This is a genomic window from Streptomyces sp. NPDC016851 (assembly GCF_055562795.1).
This window is the reverse complement of the sequence record NZ_JBVHEP010000010.1, coordinates 1-19,589: the sequence shown is the minus strand read 5'-3', so window position 1 is coordinate 19,589 and position 19,589 is coordinate 1. Positions and strand designations below refer to the sequence as shown.

Here is a 19,589-nt window from a genome sequence, read left to right as displayed (position 1 = left end):
ACACCCGGGCGTTCGTCCGGTCAGCCGGTGCCGCCGCGCAGCGGACACCGGGGCGACGAAGACACGAGGATCACCTCGTAGCGAGGCAGGGAGACGGCGACAGCGGTGCGATCACGCATGTCCGTCTCCCTTCGTTCGTCGCGGCGGTGCCCGGCACCTGGTAGTGGGCGGCGCGGGTACGTGCGTGAGTGTAGGGAGCCGGGGGGTTACGGGGCCAGGGAATTTCCGGCGGGCCGGAGGCCGTGCGTGCGATACGGGCGCTGTCGTAGCACCACTGATTGACGCATGCACACATTTCCCTCACATCTGCTATACGGTGTTCCGACGTTCAACCTTGGGGGACCCATGCGCATTCGTTCGACGACGGTTACCGCCGCCGTGCTTCTGGCCGCTCTGACCGCATGCGGCGGCAACGGCGGTGACAGCTCCGGCTCGCAGACGAAGGCCTCGGCGTCGGCCGGTCAGCCGGAGAGCGTCGACTGCACCAGCCAGAAGCTCAGTCAGGCCGACTGGATGGAGCACTGCGCGCAGGACGCCGGCGCTGACAGCGACAGCGACAGCGACAGCGACACGGCAGCCAAGTCGACGGACCTGAAGTTCGGCGAGTCGTACACATGGCCCGACGGACTGAAGGTCACCGTGGTCGGCGCGAAGGTGTTCACCGCCTTCGACGAGGATCTGCTGGAGTCGCCGGAGCCCGGCAGCACGGACTTCCGGGTCACGTTGAAGCTGCAGAACTCCGGCAAGGAGCCGGCCCGTCTGGACGACCTGTCCCTCATCGTCGAGGGAGCGACCAACGGCGGGGAGGCCTCGTTCACCGCCTTCGAGAACGGGTCGCAGCCGCTCGAGGGCCGGCTCGCACCGGGGGTGACGACCACGAAGAACGCCGACCACGTCCTTGAGACCAGGTACGGCAAGAAGATCGTGGTGACCGTTCAGCGGAACAGCGAGAACTTCGACCTCGAGTTCCCGGAATTCAACGGCCGGATCACCGGCTGAGGACGACGACGCGCGCCCTGCTCCCCCTCTATTCCGGGGGAGTAGGAGTGTCGTGCGTCCGGTACATCGCCTGGACGTCCAGCTCCAGTTGGACCGTCGGGCCGACCACCGCGATGCCCCGGGCCAGCATGGAACGCCAGTTGAGCGTGTAGTCCTCGCGGTGCAGTTCCGCCGTCGCCAGGGCCGCGCAGCGCAACTCCTGGCCGTAGCCGCCGTTCACGGTACCGAGGTAGGTCGTGTCCAGGGCCACCGAGCGACTGACGCCGTGCATCGTGAGGGAGCCCTGCAGCGTCCACTTGCTGCCGCCCCGGTAGGCGAAGCGGCTGCTCCTGAAGTCGATGTGCGGGAAGCGTTCGACGTCCAGGAAGTCGGCGGACCGCAGGTGGTTGTCGCGGGTGGTGTTGCCGGTGGTGATGCTGGAGGCGTCGATGCGGACGTGCACCTGGGAGTCGGTCATGTCCTGGGCGATCCGGATGCCGCCCTCGAAGCGTTCGAAGCGGCCGTGGACATGGGCCATGCCGACGTGCTTGGCGATGAACCGGATCGCGGTGTGCGGCGGGTCGAAGAGCCAGGTGCCGGGCGTCGGCAGCTGGAGCGCCTCGGCGGGCTGCAGCCAGACGCGCTCGGTGGCCGTCGGGGCGCCCGGGCCCGTCTCGATCGTCTCGCGGTGCGGACGCAGGCCCTGCGCCGAGATGAGCAGGCTGTACCGGCCGGGCGGCAGCGCCGCGAGGAAGTAGCCGTACGGGTCGGTCGTGCCGCGGGCCGCGACGCGGTGGGTGTCCAGGGCGGTGACGGTGACGTCCGCGGCCGCCAGGGGCGTGCCCATCGGGTCGACGACCTCGCGGGCTACGGCGCCCGCGCCCGCGGGGAGGGGGAGGGCGAGGCCCGCCGCCGCGGCGGAGGTGTTCTTGAGCCACCGGCGCCGGAGCAGTGCGAGGGCCATGTGGTTCACCTTTCTTCGGTGGCACGGCCGTGCGGGCGGCGGTTCTCCGCGCACGCCGACGGCCGCACCATGCTGCGGTCACACCCCCTTGCCGATCTTGCGGGACCGGTCTTCGGGACGGGTGTCTCATTACGAGACACCCGTCCCGGAGACGGCCGCCGTGCCTTTACGCCGTGAACGCGTCCGCGTGTTCCGCCGCCCACTGGGCGAAGGTGCGGGCCGGGCGGCCGGTGACCTTCTCGACGGTGCCGACGACCGTACGGCCCACCTCGGGGGTGTTGCCGTACGCCTCGAGCAGGAAACCGATCACATCCTCCGGGAGACCCACCGCCCGCCACTGCTCGACGGCCTGCTCCTCGGTCAGTTCGACCAGGGTGATCTTCCGGCCGACGGCGGCGGCGATCGTCTCCACCTTGTCGCCGACGGTGAGCAACTCGGGGCCTGTGATCACATATTCCTGACCTGCGTGGCCCTCCTCCGTGAGCGCCACCGCGGCGACGGCGCCGATGTCGCCCTCGTGGACCATGGCACTCAGCCGGTCCACGAACGGCTCCCGCACCTCGCCCGAGGCCGCGATCCCGTCCGCCCACTCCAGGGCGTTGGCCATGAACTCGACCGGCATCAGCACGGTCCACTCCACACCGTCGTCGGCCCGTACCGCGTCCTCCAGCAAGGAGGGTCCGCCGCCGTGCAGCACGGTGATCCGGCGGACGCCGGCCGAGCGGGCCAGCTCCAGGATGCGCGGTCCGGTCTCCAGCGGGGTGAGGGCGGCACCGCCGAAGGTGATCAGGTGGAGGCCGGTGATCCCCTCCAAGGCCGGGGCCAGGCTGTCGGGTTGCGTCAGGTCGCCCTCGACGACCTCCACACCGGCGGGGAAATCCGCCTTCGCGGCGTTCCGGGTGAGGGCGCGGACTTCGTGCCCGCGGGCGAGCAGTTCGGCGACGACCTGACGGCCGACGGTTCCGGTGGCGCCGGTGACAAGGAACTTCTGCGTCTGTGTCATGGCACGACCGTAGAAACCCTTGCGGTCAGCTTCTGTCCGCAAGTCCGCGAGTCCGCAACTCTGCATCCGCTAAAGGGTGGTTGTCTCCAGCGGTTCCGGCGGGCCGCCCTCGTACGCCGCTCGCAGCACGGCCCGGGCCCCTGCCGCCGTCACCGGGCGCGGGTTCGCGTACGGCTCGCCCGCGACCCGGGCCGCCGCCGGTGTCACGTCACCTTCCGCGAGGCCTAGTTGGGCGAGGGAGCGGGGGGCTCCGAGGCGCCCGGCCAGTTCCCACAGGGCGCGGGGCGGGTCGTCGGCGCCGAGGGCGCGTCGCAGGACGGCCAGCGCCTGCGGTGCGGCGGGGGCGTTGTGGGCGAGGGCGTAGGGCAGGACCACGGTGTGGGTCTCGGCGTGGGGCAGGCCGTACGTGCCGCCGAGGACGTGGCACAGCTTGTGGTGCAGCCCCATCGTGGTCGCGCCGAGGCACGAGCCGCACAGCCATGCCGCGTACAGCGCCCGGCTGCGCGCGTCCAGGTCCTCCGGGCCGGCGGCCAGGCGTGGCAGTGCCTCGGCCATGGCGCGGACGCCCTCCTCGGCCATGACCGAGACCAGCGGCGAGGTGTCCGGGGCGTACAGCGCCTCGACGGCGTGCGCGAGCGCGTTGACGCCGCTGGTCACGGTCAGCGGCATGGGCAGGGAGAGGGTGAGCCGGGGGTCGTAGACGACGCTGCGGGGCTGGACGACCGGGTCGCGGCCGGTGCGCTTGGCGCCGTGCTCGGTCAGGCCCCACACGGGTGTCATCTCGGAACCGGAGTAGGTCGAGGGCACGGCGATCAGCGGCAGTCCGGTGCGCAGGGCGATCGCCTTGCCGAGGCCGATCGCGGAGCCGCCTCCGACCGCGACGCAGCCGTCCGCCCCGGCCGCCCGTACCGCTGCCACGGCCCGGTCGGCGTCCTCGACGGGGACGTGCATCCGGGCCTCGGCGTGGACCCCGACGCACGTGTCGCCGAGCGCGTCCGCGACCGCCCGGGCGACGGCTTCGCCCCGGCTGCCGCAGACCACGAGGAGCCGCCGCAGGCCCAGGCGCGCGGCCTCGCCGGGTGTCGCCGTGACGGCCGCGCCGGGCCGGAAGACGACCCGCACGGGCCGGGTCTCGTACGAGAAATCGCTCTGGAAGCTCGGGGAGCTCTCGAAGCTCTGGAAGCTCGGGAACGTCATGCGGCACGCTCCAGGACGAGGTCGAAGCGGGCGTGCCGGAAGGGGTTCGGCACGCCGAACTCCCGGGCCAGGGAGGGGTCGTCGGTCTCCGCGAAGTCCTGGACCAGGCTCTCCTTCACGGCGAACACCGCGTCCGAGTCGAGGTAGTCGCCGCCGGCCACGAAGATGTGCGTGGTGACGGGCGTGTGTCCCTCGGCCGTGGCGATGAAGTGGATGTGCGCGGGGCGGTAGGGGTGCCGCCCGGTCGCGCGCAGCAGCCCGCCGACCGGGCCGTCGGTGGGGATCGGGTACGGCGCCGGGACGCAGGTGCGGAACCAGAAGCGGCCCTCGGTGTCGGCGGTGAACAGCCCGCGTCCGTTGCCGGCGGGCTGGACGCCGGGCTGCTGGACGTCGTAGAAGCCCTGGTCGTCGGCCTGCCACACGTCGACGACGGCGCCGGGCAGCGGGGTGCCGTCCTCGGACCGCACCCGGCCGCTGACCACACACGGTTCGCCGCCGCCCACGAGATCGATGTCGTCGCCGAGGGCGCGCACCGGGGACTCGGTCATGTGGAAGGGGCCGAGCACGGTCGACTCGGTGGCGCCGGGCGCGCGGTGGCCGTTGACGGTCTCCACGAGCATGGACAGCCCGAGCACGTCCGACAGCAGGATGAACTCCTGCCGGGTGTCGGTGCAGGCCTGCCCGGTCGCCGTCAGAAAGGCGATCGCCCGCTCCCACTCCTCCTGGGTCAGCCGGGTCTCGCGCGCGAAGTCGTGCAGATGGCGGACGAGGCCGGTGAGCAGCTCGCGCAGCCGCGGGTCGGCGGTTCCCCGGAGGCTGGCGAGGGCCTGCTCGGTGACGCCGGTCCCGGTCGCGTCGGTGGTCATCCCGGCTCCTCGTCGTCGAAGTTCGCTGGTGCCCTTGCTTCCATGATTGCGCGCCCCGGTGCCTCCCGTGATTGCTCGCTCAGGCGTGTCCGAGGACGGTCCGCACCGCGTCCGTGAGCAGTTCGCCGGCGTCCGGTGCGGCGGACGCGTGCCGGAAGGCGACGAACCCGTCGGGGCGCACGAGCAGGGCACCCGCGTCGGAGATCTCGCTCAGGCGCGCCCAGTCGCCGTACGGGTCCTCGTACTCCTGCCCCGGGCCGATCACCACGGTGGCGACCGGGATGTCCTGAGCCGTGGCGGCCCGCACCCAGTCCTCTCCCCCGATGCCGGTGAGCAGGGTGAAGCGGCCCCTGCCGACGGTGTCGAGGGTGGAGAGCGTGCGGGAGCCGGAGGTGATCCAGGCGTGCGGGAGCCGGGCGCCGGGGCGTGAGGACGGCTGGTGGTACAGCTCGGGGTCGCGGGCGAAGCCCGGGTCGGGCGTGCCGTCCGGGACGATCGCGGCTGAGCTTTCGGCGGGATAGCGCTGGTTGAGGTCGACGCCGTGCGCGTTGAACTCGTACACCTTGAAGGCGATCGCCTCCCGCAGCTCGACGCGCTGTTTCGCGGCGGCCTCGGTGTTGTCCTTGCGCGCGGCGATGTTGGCCCACAGCTGCTCGGGGCTCTGCGGGGAGAGCCCGTCGAGGGCTTCGAAGATCGGGGCGGTCTCGCGGATGGACCGGTTGGCCCGGGTGACGATCTGCCGGCCGATGGGCGCGCGCTCGGCGGTGTAGCTGTCGAGCAGCCTGGGGTGGGCGGTGCCGTCGAGGACGAGCTTGAGCTTCCAGGCCAGGTTGTAGGCGTCCTGGATGGAGGTGTTGGAGCCGAGGCCGTTGGACGGGGGGTGCCGGTGCACGGCGTCGCCGGCGCAGAAGACGCGGCCGTTCGCGTAGCTCTCCGCGTACATCTCGTTGACGGTCCACGCGGAGGACGACTTGATGGTCACGGGGATGTCGTCGTCGCCGACGAGCTTACGCACGACGGATTCGGCGTACTCGGTGGTCAGGTCCGGGGCGCCCGCGGTGACGTCGTACCCCCACACGATCAGCCACTCGGTCCAGGGGCGGACACAGCGCACCAGGCCCGCGCCGATGCCGCCGACCGTGGCACCGGGCGCGAGGACCCAGTAGAGCGTGGACGGGCGGTGGGCGGTGTACTTGGCCAGATCCGCCTCGAAGACGATGTTGATGCTGCCGGCCACGCCCATCTGGCCGCCCATCGGCAGCCCGGCGTCCGCGGCGACCCTGGACCGTCCGCCGTCGGCGCCGATCAGGTACTTGGCGCGGATCTCGTACGTGTCCCCGCGCAGCCGGTCGCGGACGGTGGCGGTGACGCCGTCGGCGTCCTGGGTGTGGGAGAGGTACTCGTTCTGGAAGCGGAGCCGGGTGCCGCGGGCGACGGCCGCGTTCACGAGGACCGGCTCCATGAGGTGCTGCGGCATGTCGCACATGCGGGTGGGGCTGGCGAGTTCGTGTTCCGCCTGCACGAGCGGGTCGTTGCCCCAGGAACGCACCCGGCCCAGTTCCTCGCCCGCCAGGCTGGTGCAGAACGTCGTGTTGCCCATCAGGTGCTGCGGGGTGGCCTGCGCGACGACGTCCTGTTCCACACCGAGGTCGCGCAGCACCTCCATGGTGCGCTGGTTGGTGATGTGCGCGCGGGGCGTGTCGGCGAGGCTCGCGTAGCGGGTCACCACGGTGTTGGGCACGCCGTAGGTGCTCAGGGCGAGCGCGGCGGAGGCACCGGCGGGGCCGCTGCCCACGATCAGGACGTCGGTCTCGACGGTGGCGGACACGGGCGCTCCTGCGGGCTTGGGGGAGGGAGGACGGGGGTGGTCCATGATCATGGAGCGGTTCGGCCGGTCGCGGGTGTCTCATTACGAGACACCCGGCGGGTGAGCGAGGGGGCGGCCGGGCACCGCGGTTGCTGCCCGTTGCGACCCGTTGTTGCCCGTTCAACCGAACCCGCTACGGTGTTCATGCCGTGACCACCACCGAGCCTTCCCCCGCAGCCACCGCCCGCCCCTCGCTGCGTCTCGCCCGCGAGCGGTTCCTGTCGGGCGGCCCACTGCCCGGCGGTGTTCCGGAGGAGGTCGTCGCGGCATGGCGGCGGGCACGGTTCTTCGGTGTGCCGCACGACTTGAAGGAACCGGCCGCCGCCCCGTCCCGGCCGGTGGACTCGGCGCTGCTCGGTGCCGCCCGGCCGGTGCTCGACCGGATCGCCCCGGCCCTGGACACGGACCGGTCCCTGCTCCTCCTGACCGACGAGCGGCTGCGCGTGCTGTGGAGCGCGGGGAGCGTTCCCGGGCTCGATCCGTGCCCCGTCCTGTCGGAGCAGGAGGTCGGCAACAACAGTGCGGCTGTCGCCCTGCGCACCCGGCGCCGGGCGGAGGTGCACGGGCCGGAGCACTTCCTCGACCGGTGGCAGGACGTGTCCGCCGTGAGCGTCCCGCTGCTCGCCCCGGAGGGCGGCCGGGTCGTCGGCACGCTGACCGTCGCGTCGCTCGCGTCGCGGCTGGGTACCGCACGTTCGCTACTGGGTACCGCACGTTCGCCCCACCCGCACGCGGCACTCGCCGAGGCCGCCGCCGCGGCGGTGGAGACGGAGCTGCGGGCGCGGGCGGGGCGGGCCGAGCGGGTGCTGTTGGACGCTTATGTGCGGGCGGTTGCCGGACCGGGCCGGGTCATGGACGGCCCGGACCGTGCCGTGGTCGCTCTGGACGGCCGTAACCGCCTGATCAGCGACTCCGCGCAGCGGCTGCTGACGCCCGAGGTGCTCGGAGCGCTGGAGCGGACGGCGGTGAGCGCGCGGCACGCGGGTGCCGTGGGTGAGGCCGCGCAGTCTTGGGAAACGGGTCGGGCCGAGCTGCCTGATGACGGGGAAACGGGCCCGGTCGAGCTGCCTGATGACGGGGAAATGAGCCCGGTCGAGCTGCCGGACGGCTCTGGATGCGTGGCACGGGTCGACCCCGTGCGGCTGGACGGCGTGGTCGTCGGGATCGTCGCCGTCCTGGAGCCGCTCGCCGGTCCCGCGCCGTCGCAGCCGACATCTGTGCCGGCCGGGCCGCACCCGCCCTGCTCGCTCACCGTTTCGTCCGTCCCCTGGCGACACGCCGTCGGCCGCGCCGTCGAACTGGCCCGCTCGCCGGAGCCGTTGCTGCTGACCGGTGAACGCGGAACCGGCAAGTCCGCGCTGGCTCTGGACCTGCTCGGCACGGAGGCCCGGGCGGCGGTCGAGATCGCCGACGCGGCGCTGGACGCCGGGCTCGAAAGGGCCCTGCCCACCTGGCCGGCCGATCGCCCGCTCCTGCTCCGGCACGCCGAGCGCCTCGCCCAGCCCGGCGTGGCCGCGCTCAACTCCCTGCTCGACACCCACCCGGCCACCCGGCTGCTGGTCACCTACACGCCCGGCGCGCCGGCCGGCCCCTGCCTCCAGCGTCTGCTGGACAAACTGTCCGCCCGCTCGGTGACCCTGCCCCCGCTGCGGGAACGCACCGAGGACATACGGGAGCTGCTGCCCGCCCTGGCGCCACGGCCGGCCGCCGGGCAGCCGCCCCTGACCTGGACACTGGACGCCCTGCGCGCGCTGGAGCGGTACCCGTGGCCCGGGAACGTCACCGAGCTGGCCCACGTCGTCCGGGCCCTCGCGGAGCACCGCCGGATGTCGGGGCCGGTCCGCCGGGCGGAGCTGCCGGACGCCGTGCGGGAAGGCCCGGCCGCGCGGCCCCTCAGCCCCATGGAGCACGCCGAGCGCGCCGCGATCCTGGAGGCCCTGCGCCTGCACGGCGGCAACAAGGCACGCGCGGCTGCGGCGCTGGGGATAGGAAGGGCGACGCTGTATCGCAAGCTGCGGGGCTACCGGGTCTGAGGGCGCGGTTGCGCGCCCGCCTGCGTCGCCGGACACAGAAAAGGTGCCGACCAGAACCGGTCGGCACCTCTCGTACGCCGAAGCAAGTGTCCGAGGGGGGACTTGAACCCCCACGCCCGATAAAGGGCACTAGCACCTCAAGCTAGCGCGTCTGCCATTCCGCCACCCGGACCAGGTGTCTGCCGCCTTGCCAGGGCTCTGCCCGGCGGCGACATGGACAACCATACCAAGGTTTCGCAGTGCCTTTCACCTGCGTTTCCTTCCCCAGGGCGGGGGTCCGGGACCTCACGCCCCGATGCACCTAGGGTCACACCATGAGTGACTGGATGGTTACGCAGAGCTCCACGTCGGGCCGTCGTCCCCGTGCGCTGTCGCCGCTCAGGGAGCATCTGCGGGACACGTTCTGGTTCGCCCCCACCGCGGCGATGGCGGGGGTCTTCGTGGTCTGGGTGGGGGCCCAGGCACTGGACGCGGCCATCGTGGAAGCGCTCCAGGACGACCGCGACTACGACACGCTCGACGAGCTGCTGCGGTTCGCGGAGGACGCCAAGGCCGTCGTGAGCGCGGTCGGCTCTGCGATGATGACCTTCATCGGTGTGGTCTTCAGCATCTCGCTGGTGGCCGTGCAGATGGCGAGCGGGCAGTTCACCCCGCGCGTGGTGCGGCTCTTCGTCCGGAGCCGGATCACCAAGGCGACCTTCGCCGTCTTCCTGGCGACCTTCGTGCTGACCCTGCTGGTCCTGACCTCCTTCGACAGCGCGCGAGACCCACGGACCGTCACGACCGTCCCTCTGGTGCAGTCGGTCCTCACCCTCTGCATGGTCGCGCTGAGCCTGCTGCTCTTCGTGCTGTACGTGAACACCACCCTGCGGCTGATGCGGATCAGCCATGTGATCGCGCGGATCGCCACGGAGTCCTTCCGGGTGGCCGCCTCGATGCCCGTGCCGACGGGCGGGCAGGACGAGGCCGCCCGCCTCGGTTCCGCGACCGCGTGGGTCCCGCACGAGGGCCGGGCGGGGGTGCTGCGGGACGTGCACATCACGCGGCTGGTGCGGGTGGCGCGCAAACACGGGGTCGTGTTGCGGCTGATCCCGCGGATCGGGGACTTCGTGGTGCCCGGGATGCCCGTGCTGGCGGTCCACGGCGGGCCGGCCCCGCCGCGCCGGGCGCTGCGTTACGCGATCTCGGTGGGGGTGGAGCGGACCTACCACCAGGATCTCGGCTTCGGACTGCGCCAGTTGTCCGACATCGCGCTGCGCGCCCTGTCGTCCGCGATCAACGATCCGACGACCGCCGTCCAGGCGCTGGACCGGATCGTCCAGTTCCTGGCCGCGCTGAGCCGACGGCCGCTCGACGCCGCCCTGCACCGGGACCGGGGCGGGGCGGTGCGGCTGGTGCAGCCCGTGCCGGGCTGGACCGAGTTGGTGGATCTCGGGTTCGCCGAGGTACGGGGGTGCGCCATCGGGAGCCCGCAGGTTTCGCGGCGCATGCTGGCGGGGCTGGACGACCTGCTCCTGCTCGTGCCGCCGGAGCGGCGCGAGCCGCTCCGGCGCCATCGCGAGCTGCTCCGGCAGGCGGTGGACCGGTCCGGACCGGCCCCCTCCGACCGCGCGTTCGCCCTGCGCCCGGACCGGCAGGGCATCGGCTGAGCGGCGTATCGGCGACGTCCGTCGCCGATACGGTCTCCGATACTCGCGCTACGGCCTGCCCTCACGGCAGCAACTGGTACTCCGGGAAGTTGCCCGGCAGCCGCTCCCCCGCCGGTCCCCGTGTCACCGCGCGCACCAGCAGCTCGCCACCGACGAACGCGCCGTGCCAGGACGCGCCGAGCCCGCCGAACAGTTCGTCACGGTCGCCGCGGGAACGGGGCCGGCCGTGGCCGGTCTTGAACGCGCGGATCTGCGGGGCGAGCCGCTCGTAGGTCGCCCGGTCGTCCGTGGACAGCGTGGCCACCAGCGCGCCGTTGGAGGCGTTCATCGCGGCCAGCAGCTCCGCCTCCGTGTCGACCAGGACGATCGTGTCGACCGGCCCGAACGGCTCCGCGTGGTGCAACGGAGAGGACGGGGGCGGGTTGAGGAGCGTGACCGGCTGGACGTAGGCCGAGGTGTCCTGGCCGGGCAGGAAGCGGGCGTCGGACGGACTGCCGCGGTGCAGCGGTACGGCGCCGCGCTCGATCGCCTCGGCGACCTGGTCCTGGAGTTCCTTCGCCTTGGCCGCGTTGATGACCGGCCCGAAGTCCAGCTGCGGGTACGGGTCGTCCGGCTGCTCCACGGCGAGCGGGTGCCCGACCCTGAGCGTGCGGACCGCCGGGAGGTACGCCGCCAGGAACGCGTCGAACAGGTGCCGCTGGACGACGAAACGCGGGTACGCCGTGCAGCGCTGCTTGCCGTAGTCGAAGAGCTTGGGGATGAGCGCCGTGAGCGCGTCCCAGTCCGAGTAGTTCCAGATGCCCCAGGTGTTGAGTCCCTCCTGTTCGAGTACGTGTCGTTTGCCGAGGTCGGCGACGGCCGTGGCCACCGCGGCGCCGGTGTCGCGGCCGCCGACGAAGGAGACGCAGCCGATCTCGGGCGCCCGCACCAGCGCCTGGGACAGCTCGCCTCCGCTGCCGCTGACGAGGGTCACGGGGACCCCCTCACGGGCGGCGAGGGCGCAGGCCAGGGTCAGGCAGGCGACACCGCCGTCGGTCGGGGTCTTGGCGATGACCGCGTTGCCTGCCAGTGCCTGGACCAGCACTGCGTGAACGAGCACGCTCATCGGGTAGTTCCAGCTGGCGATGTTGGACACCGGCCCGTCCAGCGGGGCCCGGCCGGCAACCATTTCCTCGATGCCGTCGACGTACCAGCGGACCCCGTCGATGGCGCGGTCGACGTCGGCCAGGGCGAGCCGCCAGGGCTTGCCGATCTCCCAGACGAGCAGGAGGGCGAGCAGCCGGCGGTGTTCGGCGAGGGCGTCGAGGGTGGCGGCGACGCGGGCGCGGCGCTCCGGCAGGGGGACGTGACGCCAGGCGCGGTGCTGGTCCAGGGCGGCGCGCACGGCCCGGCGGGCGGTGGCCCCGTCCAGGCGCGGCGGGCCGGCGATCGGGCTGCCGTCGACGGGGCTGACGGCGGGCAGGACCCGGCCGTCCGCCTGCCAGGCGGCGTTCCAGAGGTTGAGGACCCGCTCGTCGCGGAACGCCTCGGGCGCGGCGGCGAGGCAGCGCTGCCACGCGTCGGGCCAGGTCGTGCCGGATTTGAGGGTGAGGGTGGGTGCCATCGGGTTGCTCCGCTCTCGGTGCACGGTCGGGGGCGGGACCTGGCTCACTGCCGTTGTTCTCCGAGGCTCGCTCCGAGGCGCGCCAGCACGAGCTTCGCCGTCTCGGTCGGCGTGCTGCCCACGCTCACCCCGGCCGCCTCCAACGCCTCCTGCTTGGCCTGTGCCGTACCGGAGGAGCCGGAGACGATGGCGCCCGCGTGCCCCATGGTCTTGCCCTCGGGTGCGGTGAACCCGGCGATGTAGCCGACGACCGGCTTGGAGACGTGCTCGCGGACGTAGGCCGCCGCCCGTTCCTCCGCGTCGCCGCCGATCTCGCCGATGAGGACGATGAGTTCGGTGTCGGGGTCGTCCTGGAAGGCGGCGAGGCAGTCGATGTGCGTGGTGCCGACGACCGGGTCGCCGCCGATGCCGACGCAGGTCGAGAAGCCGATGTCGCGGAGTTCGTACATCAGCTGGTACGTCAGCGTGCCCGACTTGGAGACCAGGCCGACGCGGCCCGGTTTGGTGATGTCGGCCGGGATGATGCCCGCGTTGGACTGGCCGGGGGTGATGAGGCCCGGGCAGTTGGGCCCGATGACTCGTGTCCCCTTCTCCCTCGCGTACGTGGTGAAGGCGACGGAGTCGTGGACGGGGATGCCCTCGGTGATGACGACCGCGAGGCCGATGCCGGCGTCGGCGGCTTCGACGACGGCCGCCTTGGCGAAAGCGGGCGGCACGAAGACGACGGTGACGTCCGCCCCGGTCGCGCGCATCCCGTCGGCGACCGTGCCGAAGACGGGGACGGCCCGGTCGTCGAAGTCGACGGTGCGGCCCGCCTTGCGCGGGTTGACGCCGCCGACGACGTTCGTGCCGGCCGCCAGCATGCGCCGTGTGTGCTTCATGCCCTCGCTGCCGGTCATGCCCTGGACGAGGACCTTGCTCTCCTTGGTGAGGTAGATGGCCATGACGTCCCCTCAGGCTGTGGTGGCGAGTTCGGCGGCACGGCGGGCGGCGCCGTCCATGGTGGTGACCTGCTGGACCAGCGGATGTGCGTGCTCGTCGAGGATGGCCCGGCCCCGCGGCGCGTTGTTGCCGTCGAGGCGCACGACGAGCGGCTTGGTGAGGCGGACGGTGTCCAGCGCCTGGACGATGCCGTCGGCGACCGCGTCGCACGCGGTGATCCCGCCGAAGACGTTGACGAAGACGGACTTCACGTCTGGGTCGGAGAGGATGACCGACAGTCCGTCCGCCATGACCCGGGCGCTCGCTCCGCCGCCGATGTCGAGGAAGTTGGCGGGCCGGGCGCCGCAGCCCGCGACCACGTCCAGTGTCGACATGACGAGTCCGGCGCCGTTGCCGATGATGCCGACCTCGCCGTCGAGCTTGACGTAGTTGAGGCCCTTCGCGGCGGCGGCCGCCTCCAGCGGGTCGTCGTGTCCGGTGTCGTCCGCGCCCCACCGTGCCTGCCGGAAGCGGGCGTTGTCGTCGAGGGTGACCTTGCCGTCGAGGGCGAGGATCTGCCCCTGCCGGGTGCGGACGAGCGGATTCACCTCGACGAGGAGGGCGTCCTCGCGGACCAGGACCTCCCAGAGCCGTACGAGGACGTCGACGGTCTGCGGCGGCAGTCCGGCCGCCTCGGCGATCTGGCCCGCCTTCGCGGAGGTGACGCCCTCGGCGGGGTCGACGGGGACGCGGGCCACGGCGTCGGGACGGGTGGCGGCGACCTCCTCGATCTCCATGCCGCCTTCGGCCGAGGCGATCGCGAGGAAGCGGCCCGCCGCGCGGTCGAGTACGTAGGACACGTAGAACTCGGCCTCGATCTCCACCGGCTGGGCCAGCATCACCGTGCCGACCCGGTGGCCCTTGATGTCCATACCGAGAATCTGACGGGCGGTGAGCTCGGCGGCGGCCGGGTCCGCGGCGAGCTTCACCCCTCCTGCCTTGCCCCGGCCACCGGTCTTCACCTGGGCTTTCACCACGACTCGGCCACCGAGCCGGCGTGCGATCTCACGGGCCTCCTTGGACGAGTCCGTCACCTCGGCCCGCGGCACCAAGATGCCGTGTTCTTCGAAGAGTTCCCTTGCCTGATGTTCGTACAGGTCCATTCCAGGCTCCTGTCTGAAAGTGCCGCACGCCCCCTGGACACCACCCCATCGGATGCGGGATAACAAGCTTCATACAGTATTCGTCGACTGTATGCAATGTACCGCGAGACGTTCCAACCCCCTACGAAGGGACAGGACTTCGCCATGCCCGACGACACCCAGGACGTCATTTCCGGTGGTCATCTCGTAGCCAAGGCTCTGAAGGCCGAGGGGGTCGAGCGCATCTACACCCTGTGCGGCGGCCACATCATCGACATCTACGACGGCTGCGTCGACGAGGGCATCGAAGTCGTCGACGTACGCCACGAACAGGTCGCCGCCCACGCCGCCGACGGTTACGCGCGCATCACCGGCAAGCCAGGCTGCGCGGTGGTCACCGCGGGGCCGGGGACGACCGACGCCGTCACCGGTGTCGCCAACGCCTTCCGCGCGGAGTCCCCCATGCTGCTGATCGGCGGTCAGGGGGCCCTCACCCAGCACAAGATGGGGTCCCTCCAGGACCTGCCGCACGTCGACATGATGAACCCCATCACCAAGTTCGCGGCGACCGTCCCCGACACGGCGCGCGCGGCCGACATGGTCTCCATGGCGTTCCGCGAGTGCTTCCACGGCGCGCCCGGCCCCTCCTTCCTCGAGATCCCGCGCGACGTGCTGGACGCCAAGGTGCCGACCACCAAGGCACGCGTGCCGCAGGCCGGCGCCTACCGCGCGTCGACCCGCTCCGCCGGCGACCCGGAGGCGATCGAGAAGCTCGCCGACCTGCTGGTGCACGCCGAGAAGCCGGCCATCCTGCTCGGCAGCCAGGTGTGGACGACCCGGGGCACGGAGTCGGCCATCGAGCTGGTGCGCACACTGAACATCCCGGCGTACATGAACGGCGCCGGCCGTGGCACCCTCCCGCCCGGCGACCCGCACCACTTCCAGCTGTCGCGGCGGTACGCCTTTTCCAACGCCGACGTCATCGTCATCGTCGGTACGCCTTTCGACTTCCGCATGGGCTACGGCAAGCGGCTGTCACCGGACGCGACCGTCGTGCAGATCGACCTCGACTACCGCACGGTCGGCAAGAACCGCGACATCGACCTCGGCATCGTGGGCGACGCCGGGCTGGTGCTGAAGTCGGTCACCGAGGCGGCCTCCGGACGCGTCAACGGCGGGGCGTCCAGGCGCAAGGAGTGGCTGGACGAGCTGCGCGCGGCCGAGCAGACCGCTCTGGAGAAGCGGCTGCCGAGCCTGAGGTCGGACGCCTCGCCCATCCACCCGTACCGGCTGGTCAGCGAGATCAACGACTTCCTCACCGAGGACTCGATCTACATCGGCGACGGCGGCGACATCGTCACCTTCTCCGGGCAGGTCGTGCAGCCCAAGTCGCCCGGGCACTGGATGGACCCGGGTCCCCTGGGCACGCTAGGCGTCGGCGTCCCCTTCGTGCTCGCGGCCAAGCAGGCGCGGCCCGACAAGGAAGTGGTGGCCCTCTTCGGTGACGGCGCGTTCTCCCTCACCGGCTGGGACTTCGAGACTCTCGTCCGCTACGACCTCCCCTTCGTCGGCATCGTCGGCAACAACTCCTCCATGAACCAGATCCGCTACGGCCAGGCCGCCAAGTACGGCAAGGACCGCGAGCGGATCGGCAACACCCTCGGCGACGTCCACTACGACAAGTTCGCCCAGATGCTGGGCGGCTACGGCGAGGAGGTCCGCGACCCCGCCGACATCGGCCCGGCCCTCAGGCGCGCCCGCGAGTCCGGCAAGCCCTCCCTGATCAACGTCTGGGTCGACCCCGACGCGTACGCCCCCGGAACCATGAACCAGACCATGTACAAGTGAGGTGCCCCCGATGACTGCTCCGTCCACCAAGGCCCTCGAAGGCATCCGCGTCCTGGACATGACCCACGTCCAGTCCGGGCCCTCCGCGACCCAGCTGCTCGCCTGGCTCGGCGCGGACGTCGTCAAACTGGAGGCGCCGACCGGCGACATCACGCGCAAGCAGCTGCGTGACCTGCCGGACGTCGACTCCCTCTACTTCACGATGCTCAACTGCAACAAGCGGAGCATCACCCTCAACACCAAGACCGAGCGCGGCAAGGAGATCCTCACCGAGCTGATCCGGCGCTCGGACGTCATGGTCGAGAACTTCGGCCCGGGCGCGGTCGACCGGATGGGTTTCACCTGGGACCGCATCCAGGAGATCAATCCACGGATCGTCTATGCCTCCATCAAGGGGTTCGGCGAAGGCCCGTACACCAACTTCAAGGCGTACGAGGTCGTCGCGCAGGCCATGGGCGGGTCGATGTCGACCACCGGCTTCGAGGACGGGCCGCCGCTGGCGACGGGGGCCCAGATCGGGGACTCGGGGACGGGCGTGCACGCCGTGGCGGGCATCCTCGCCGCGCTCTACCAACGGGAGCGCACCGGGCGCGGGCAGCGGGTCAACGTGGCCATGCAGCACGCTGTACTGAACCTGTGCCGGGTGAAGCTGCGGGACCAGCAGCGCCTGGCACACGGGCCGCTCGCTGAATATCCCAACGAGGACTTCGGCGACGAGGTTCCCAGGTCCGGGAACGCGTCCGGCGGCGGCCAGCCCGGCTGGGCGGTCAAGTGCGCGCCGGGCGGCCCGAACGACTACGTGTACGTCATCGTGCAGCCCGTGGGCTGGCGGCCGGTCAGCGAGCTCATCGGCCGGCCGGAGCTGGCCGACGACCCCGAGTGGGCGACGCCCGAGGCGCGGCTGCCCAAGCTGAACAAGATGTTCCAGCTGATCGAGGAGTGGTCCTCGACGCTGCCCAAGTGGGAGGTGCTGGAGCGGCTCAACGCGCACAACATCCCGTGCGGGCCGATCCTGTCCACCAAGGAGATCATCGAGGACCGGTCGCTGGCCGCCAACGAGATGGTCGTCACCGTCCCGCACCCCGAGCGCGGCGAGTTCGTCACCGTCGGCAGCCCGCTCAAGCTGTCCGACTCCCCCGTCGAGGTGACCAGTTCGCCGCTCCTCGGCGAGCACAACGAAGAGGTCTACGTCGGCGAACTCGGCCTCGGCGACGAGGAAGTGCGCCTGCTCAAGTCGAACGGAGTGATCTGACGTGATGGCCGAAGACCGGATCCTGCGGGTGCGGGGCGTCCTGGACTCCGTACGGGCCGAGGGGCGGACCGCGCTGACCGCGCCCGAGGGCAAGGTGATCGCCGACGCGTACGGGATCGCCGTACCGGGCGAGGAGCTGGCGACCGACGTCGAGGAGGCCGTGGCGTTCGCGGCGCGCTTCGGCGGGCCCGTCGTGATGAAGATCGTCTCGCCGGACATCCTGCACAAGACCGACGCCGGCGGGGTGATCGTCGGGGTCGAGGGCGCGACGGACGTACGGGCGGCGTTCCACACCATCATCGACAACGCCCGTGCGTACGACCCGAAGGCCCGCATCTCGGGTGTGCAGGTGCAGGAGCTGCTGCCCAAGGGGCAGGAGGTCATCGTCGGCGCTGTCACGGACCCGACGTTCGGGAAGGTGGTGGCGTTCGGGCTCGGCGGGGTGCTGGTCGAGGTGCTGAAGGACGTCACCTTCCGGCTCGCTCCGGTGGACGCGGACGAGGCGCTGTCGATGCTGGACTCGATCCGGTCGGCGGAGATCCTGCGCGGGGTGCGCGGTCAGGCGGGCGTGGACCGGTGGGCCGTCGCCGAGCAGATCCGCCGGGTGTCGGAACTCGTCGCGGACTTCCCGGAGATCGCGGAGGTCGACCTCAACCCGGTGATCGCCACCGCGGAGGGGGCGGTGGCGGCCGACATCCGGGTCATCCTCGCCGAGTCGCAGCCCGCGCCGCGCCGGAAGTACACGCGGGACGAGATCCTCACCTCGATGCGCCGCCTGATGGAGCCGAGTGCGGTCGCAGTGATCGGGGCCTCCAATGAACAGGGCAAGATCGGCAATTCGGTGATGCGCAACCTCGTCGACGGTGGTTTCGCCGGGGACATCCATCCGGTGAATCCCAAGGCCGATGACATTCTGGGCCGCAAGGCGTACAAGAGTGTCACGGACGTTCCCGGTGAGGTGGATGTGGCGGTCTTCGCGATCCCCGCCAAGTTCGTGGCCTCGGCCTTGGAGGAGGTGGGACGCAAGGGCATCCCGAACGCCGTACTGATCCCCTCCGGGTTCGCCGAGACCGGTGAACACGAACTCCAGGCGGAGATCGTGGCGATCGCCGAGCGGTACGGAGTGCGGCTGCTGGGGCCGAACATCTACGGCTACTACTCGACCTGGCACGACCTGTGCGCCACGTTCTGCACGCCGTACGACGTCAAGGGCGGGGTGGCGCTGACCTCGCAGTCCGGCGGCATCGGGATGGCCATCCTCGGCTTCGCCCGCACCACCAAGACGGGCGTGTCGGCGATCGTCGGGCTCGGCAACAAGTCGGACCTGGACGAGGACGACCTGCTGACCTGGTTCGGGGAGGACCCGCACACCGAGTGCATCGCCATGCACCTGGAGGACCTCAAGGACGGGCGCGCCTTCGTGGAGGCCGCGCGGGCCACCGTGCCGAAGAAGCCCGTGGTCGTGCTGAAGGCGGGGCGTACGGCGGCGGGCGCGAAGGCGGCCGGTTCGCACACCGGCGCGCTGGCGGGCGACGACGCCGTGTACGACGACATCCTGCGGCAGGCCGGGGTGATCCGGGCGCCGGGGCTGAACGACATGCTGGAGTACGCGCGCGCGTTGCCGGTGCTGCCCGCCCCCAAGGGCGACAACGTCGTGATCATCACGGGTGCCGGCGGCAGCGGTGTGCTGCTCTCGGACGCGGTCACGGACAACGGCCTGTCGCTGATGGATATCCCGCCGGACCTGGACGAGGCGTTCCGGAAGTTCATCCCGCCCTTCGGGGCCGCGGGCAACCCGGTGGACATCACCGGGGGCGAGCCGCCGTCGACGTACGAGGCGACGATCCGGCTGGGTCTCGAGGATCCGCGCATCCACGCGCTCGTCCTCGGCTACTGGCACACCATCGTCACTCCTCCCATGGTCTTCGCGGAGCTCACCGCGCGCGTGGTGGCCGAGTTCCGGGAGCGGGGGATCGAGAAGCCGGTCGTGGCGTCGCTCGCCGGGGACGTGGAGGTCGAGGAGGCCTGCCAGTACCTCTTCGAGCACGGGGTCGTCGCGTACCCGTACACGACCGAGAAGCCGGTGGCCGTGCTCGGCGCGAAGTACCGCTGGGCGCGGGAGGCGGGGCTGCTGGGGGGCGGTACATGAGGTGAGGCAGCGGGGGGGCGGCCCCCCGGGGGGGGCGGGCGGCCCCCGGCCCCCCCCCCCCCCCCCACGCACGGGGCCCGGGGGGCGGGGCCCAAATTTAGACGCCAGGCGCTCCGG

Annotated in this window: 14 protein-coding genes and 1 tRNA gene; 6 read left to right on the top strand and 9 right to left on the bottom strand. The window is 71.6% G+C overall.

Going from position 1 to position 19,589, the window contains the following annotated elements; all coding sequences use genetic code 11:
• Window positions 1-345: 345 nt before the first annotated feature.
• Window positions 346-999, top strand: a complete 654-nt coding sequence (locus ACZ3I3_RS17555) for a hypothetical protein (protein WP_467365986.1) — start codon at window positions 346-348, stop codon at window positions 997-999.
• A gap of 28 nt (window positions 1,000-1,027) precedes the next feature.
• On the opposite strand, the gene ACZ3I3_RS17550 is transcribed toward ACZ3I3_RS17555, so the two are convergent.
• The 5 genes from ACZ3I3_RS17550 to ACZ3I3_RS17530 form a co-directional block, all read right to left on the bottom strand.
• Window positions 1,028-1,942, bottom strand: a complete 915-nt coding sequence (locus ACZ3I3_RS17550) for a YceI family protein (protein WP_467365984.1) — start codon at window positions 1,940-1,942, stop codon at window positions 1,028-1,030.
• Window positions 1,943-2,108: 166 nt separating this feature from the next.
• On the bottom strand, window positions 2,109-2,945 hold the full coding sequence (locus ACZ3I3_RS17545) for an NAD(P)H-binding protein (protein ID WP_467365982.1): 837 nt from the start codon (window positions 2,943-2,945) through the stop codon (window positions 2,109-2,111).
• A 69-nt stretch (window positions 2,946-3,014) separates the two neighbouring features.
• Window positions 3,015-4,142: a maleylacetate reductase gene (locus ACZ3I3_RS17540; RefSeq protein ID WP_467365980.1), complete on the bottom strand. Its 1,128-nt coding sequence runs from the start codon at window positions 4,140-4,142 to the stop codon at window positions 3,015-3,017.
• Window positions 4,139-5,008, bottom strand: a complete 870-nt coding sequence (locus ACZ3I3_RS17535; protein ID WP_467365978.1) for an intradiol ring-cleavage dioxygenase — start codon at window positions 5,006-5,008, stop codon at window positions 4,139-4,141. The genes ACZ3I3_RS17540 and ACZ3I3_RS17535 overlap by 4 nt, the downstream gene beginning before the upstream one ends.
• A gap of 79 nt (window positions 5,009-5,087) precedes the next feature.
• Window positions 5,088-6,881: an FAD-dependent oxidoreductase gene (locus tag ACZ3I3_RS17530; RefSeq protein WP_467365976.1), complete on the bottom strand. Its 1,794-nt coding sequence runs from the start codon at window positions 6,879-6,881 to the stop codon at window positions 5,088-5,090.
• Between the two features lie 143 nt (window positions 6,882-7,024).
• Between ACZ3I3_RS17530 and ACZ3I3_RS17525 the strand changes: the two genes are divergently transcribed.
• A complete protein-coding gene (locus ACZ3I3_RS17525; RefSeq protein WP_467365974.1) occupies window positions 7,025-8,908 on the top strand; it encodes a sigma-54-dependent Fis family transcriptional regulator in 1,884 nt (627 codons plus the stop codon).
• Between the two features lie 87 nt (window positions 8,909-8,995).
• Here the strand turns inward: ACZ3I3_RS17525 and ACZ3I3_RS17520 are convergent.
• Window positions 8,996-9,080, bottom strand: a tRNA-Leu gene (locus ACZ3I3_RS17520).
• Window positions 9,081-9,222: 142 nt separating this feature from the next.
• On the opposite strand from ACZ3I3_RS17520, the gene ACZ3I3_RS17515 reads away from it, so the two are divergent.
• On the top strand, window positions 9,223-10,557 hold the full coding sequence (locus tag ACZ3I3_RS17515) for a DUF2254 domain-containing protein (RefSeq protein WP_467365972.1): 1,335 nt from the start codon (window positions 9,223-9,225) through the stop codon (window positions 10,555-10,557).
• 61 nt (window positions 10,558-10,618) lie between these two features.
• On the opposite strand, the gene ACZ3I3_RS17510 is transcribed toward ACZ3I3_RS17515, so the two are convergent.
• From ACZ3I3_RS17510 to sucC, 3 genes are read right to left on the bottom strand one after another with little or no spacing between them, the layout of a single operon-like run.
• Window positions 10,619-12,160 (bottom strand): aldehyde dehydrogenase family protein, encoded by a 1,542-nt coding sequence (locus ACZ3I3_RS17510; RefSeq protein ID WP_467365970.1) that lies wholly within the window; start codon window positions 12,158-12,160, stop codon window positions 10,619-10,621.
• A 44-nt stretch (window positions 12,161-12,204) separates the two neighbouring features.
• A complete protein-coding gene (sucD, locus tag ACZ3I3_RS17505) occupies window positions 12,205-13,104 on the bottom strand; it encodes a succinate--CoA ligase subunit alpha (RefSeq protein ID WP_467365969.1) in 900 nt (299 codons plus the stop codon).
• Between the two features lie 9 nt (window positions 13,105-13,113).
• Complete coding sequence (gene sucC, locus ACZ3I3_RS17500) at window positions 13,114-14,244, bottom strand: ADP-forming succinate--CoA ligase subunit beta (RefSeq protein ID WP_467365967.1); 1,131 nt, start codon at window positions 14,242-14,244, stop codon at window positions 13,114-13,116.
• Between the two features lie 144 nt (window positions 14,245-14,388).
• On the opposite strand from sucC, the gene ACZ3I3_RS17495 reads away from it, so the two are divergent.
• Genes ACZ3I3_RS17495 through ACZ3I3_RS17485 form a run of 3 tightly spaced genes read left to right on the top strand, consistent with a single transcriptional unit; the run spans window position 14,389 to window position 19,472 of the window.
• Window positions 14,389-16,071, top strand: a complete 1,683-nt coding sequence (locus tag ACZ3I3_RS17495; protein WP_467365965.1) for a thiamine pyrophosphate-binding protein — start codon at window positions 14,389-14,391, stop codon at window positions 16,069-16,071.
• A 10-nt stretch (window positions 16,072-16,081) separates the two neighbouring features.
• A complete protein-coding gene (frc, locus tag ACZ3I3_RS17490) occupies window positions 16,082-17,323 on the top strand; it encodes a formyl-CoA transferase (RefSeq protein ID WP_467365963.1) in 1,242 nt (413 codons plus the stop codon).
• 4 nt (window positions 17,324-17,327) lie between these two features.
• On the top strand, window positions 17,328-19,472 hold the full coding sequence (locus ACZ3I3_RS17485) for an acetate--CoA ligase family protein (protein WP_467366428.1): 2,145 nt from the start codon (window positions 17,328-17,330) through the stop codon (window positions 19,470-19,472).
• Window positions 19,473-19,589 lie beyond the last annotated feature (117 nt).

Bases quoted from the DNA above. Each gene is read 5' to 3' on its own strand.
- ACZ3I3_RS17555 (WP_467365986.1), top strand. From the start codon at position 346: ATGCGCATTCGTTCGACGACGGTTACCGCCGCCGTGCTTCTGGCCGCT.
- ACZ3I3_RS17550 (WP_467365984.1), bottom strand. From the start codon at position 1,942: ATGGCCCTCGCACTGCTCCGGCGCCGGTGGCTCAAGAACACCTCCGCC.
- ACZ3I3_RS17545 (WP_467365982.1), bottom strand. From the start codon at position 2,945: ATGACACAGACGCAGAAGTTCCTTGTCACCGGCGCCACCGGAACCGTC.
- ACZ3I3_RS17540 (WP_467365980.1), bottom strand. From the start codon at position 4,142: ATGACGTTCCCGAGCTTCCAGAGCTTCGAGAGCTCCCCGAGCTTCCAG.
- ACZ3I3_RS17535 (WP_467365978.1), bottom strand. From the start codon at position 5,008: ATGACCACCGACGCGACCGGGACCGGCGTCACCGAGCAGGCCCTCGCC.
- ACZ3I3_RS17530 (WP_467365976.1), bottom strand. From the start codon at position 6,881: ATGGACCACCCCCGTCCTCCCTCCCCCAAGCCCGCAGGAGCGCCCGTG.
- ACZ3I3_RS17515 (WP_467365972.1), top strand. From the start codon at position 9,223: ATGAGTGACTGGATGGTTACGCAGAGCTCCACGTCGGGCCGTCGTCCC.
- ACZ3I3_RS17510 (WP_467365970.1), bottom strand. From the start codon at position 12,160: ATGGCACCCACCCTCACCCTCAAATCCGGCACGACCTGGCCCGACGCG.
- sucD (WP_467365969.1), bottom strand. From the start codon at position 13,104: ATGGCCATCTACCTCACCAAGGAGAGCAAGGTCCTCGTCCAGGGCATG.
- sucC (WP_467365967.1), bottom strand. From the start codon at position 14,244: ATGGACCTGTACGAACATCAGGCAAGGGAACTCTTCGAAGAACACGGC.
- ACZ3I3_RS17495 (WP_467365965.1), top strand. From the start codon at position 14,389: ATGCCCGACGACACCCAGGACGTCATTTCCGGTGGTCATCTCGTAGCC.
- frc (WP_467365963.1), top strand. From the start codon at position 16,082: ATGACTGCTCCGTCCACCAAGGCCCTCGAAGGCATCCGCGTCCTGGAC.
- ACZ3I3_RS17485 (WP_467366428.1), top strand. From the start codon at position 17,328: ATGGCCGAAGACCGGATCCTGCGGGTGCGGGGCGTCCTGGACTCCGTA.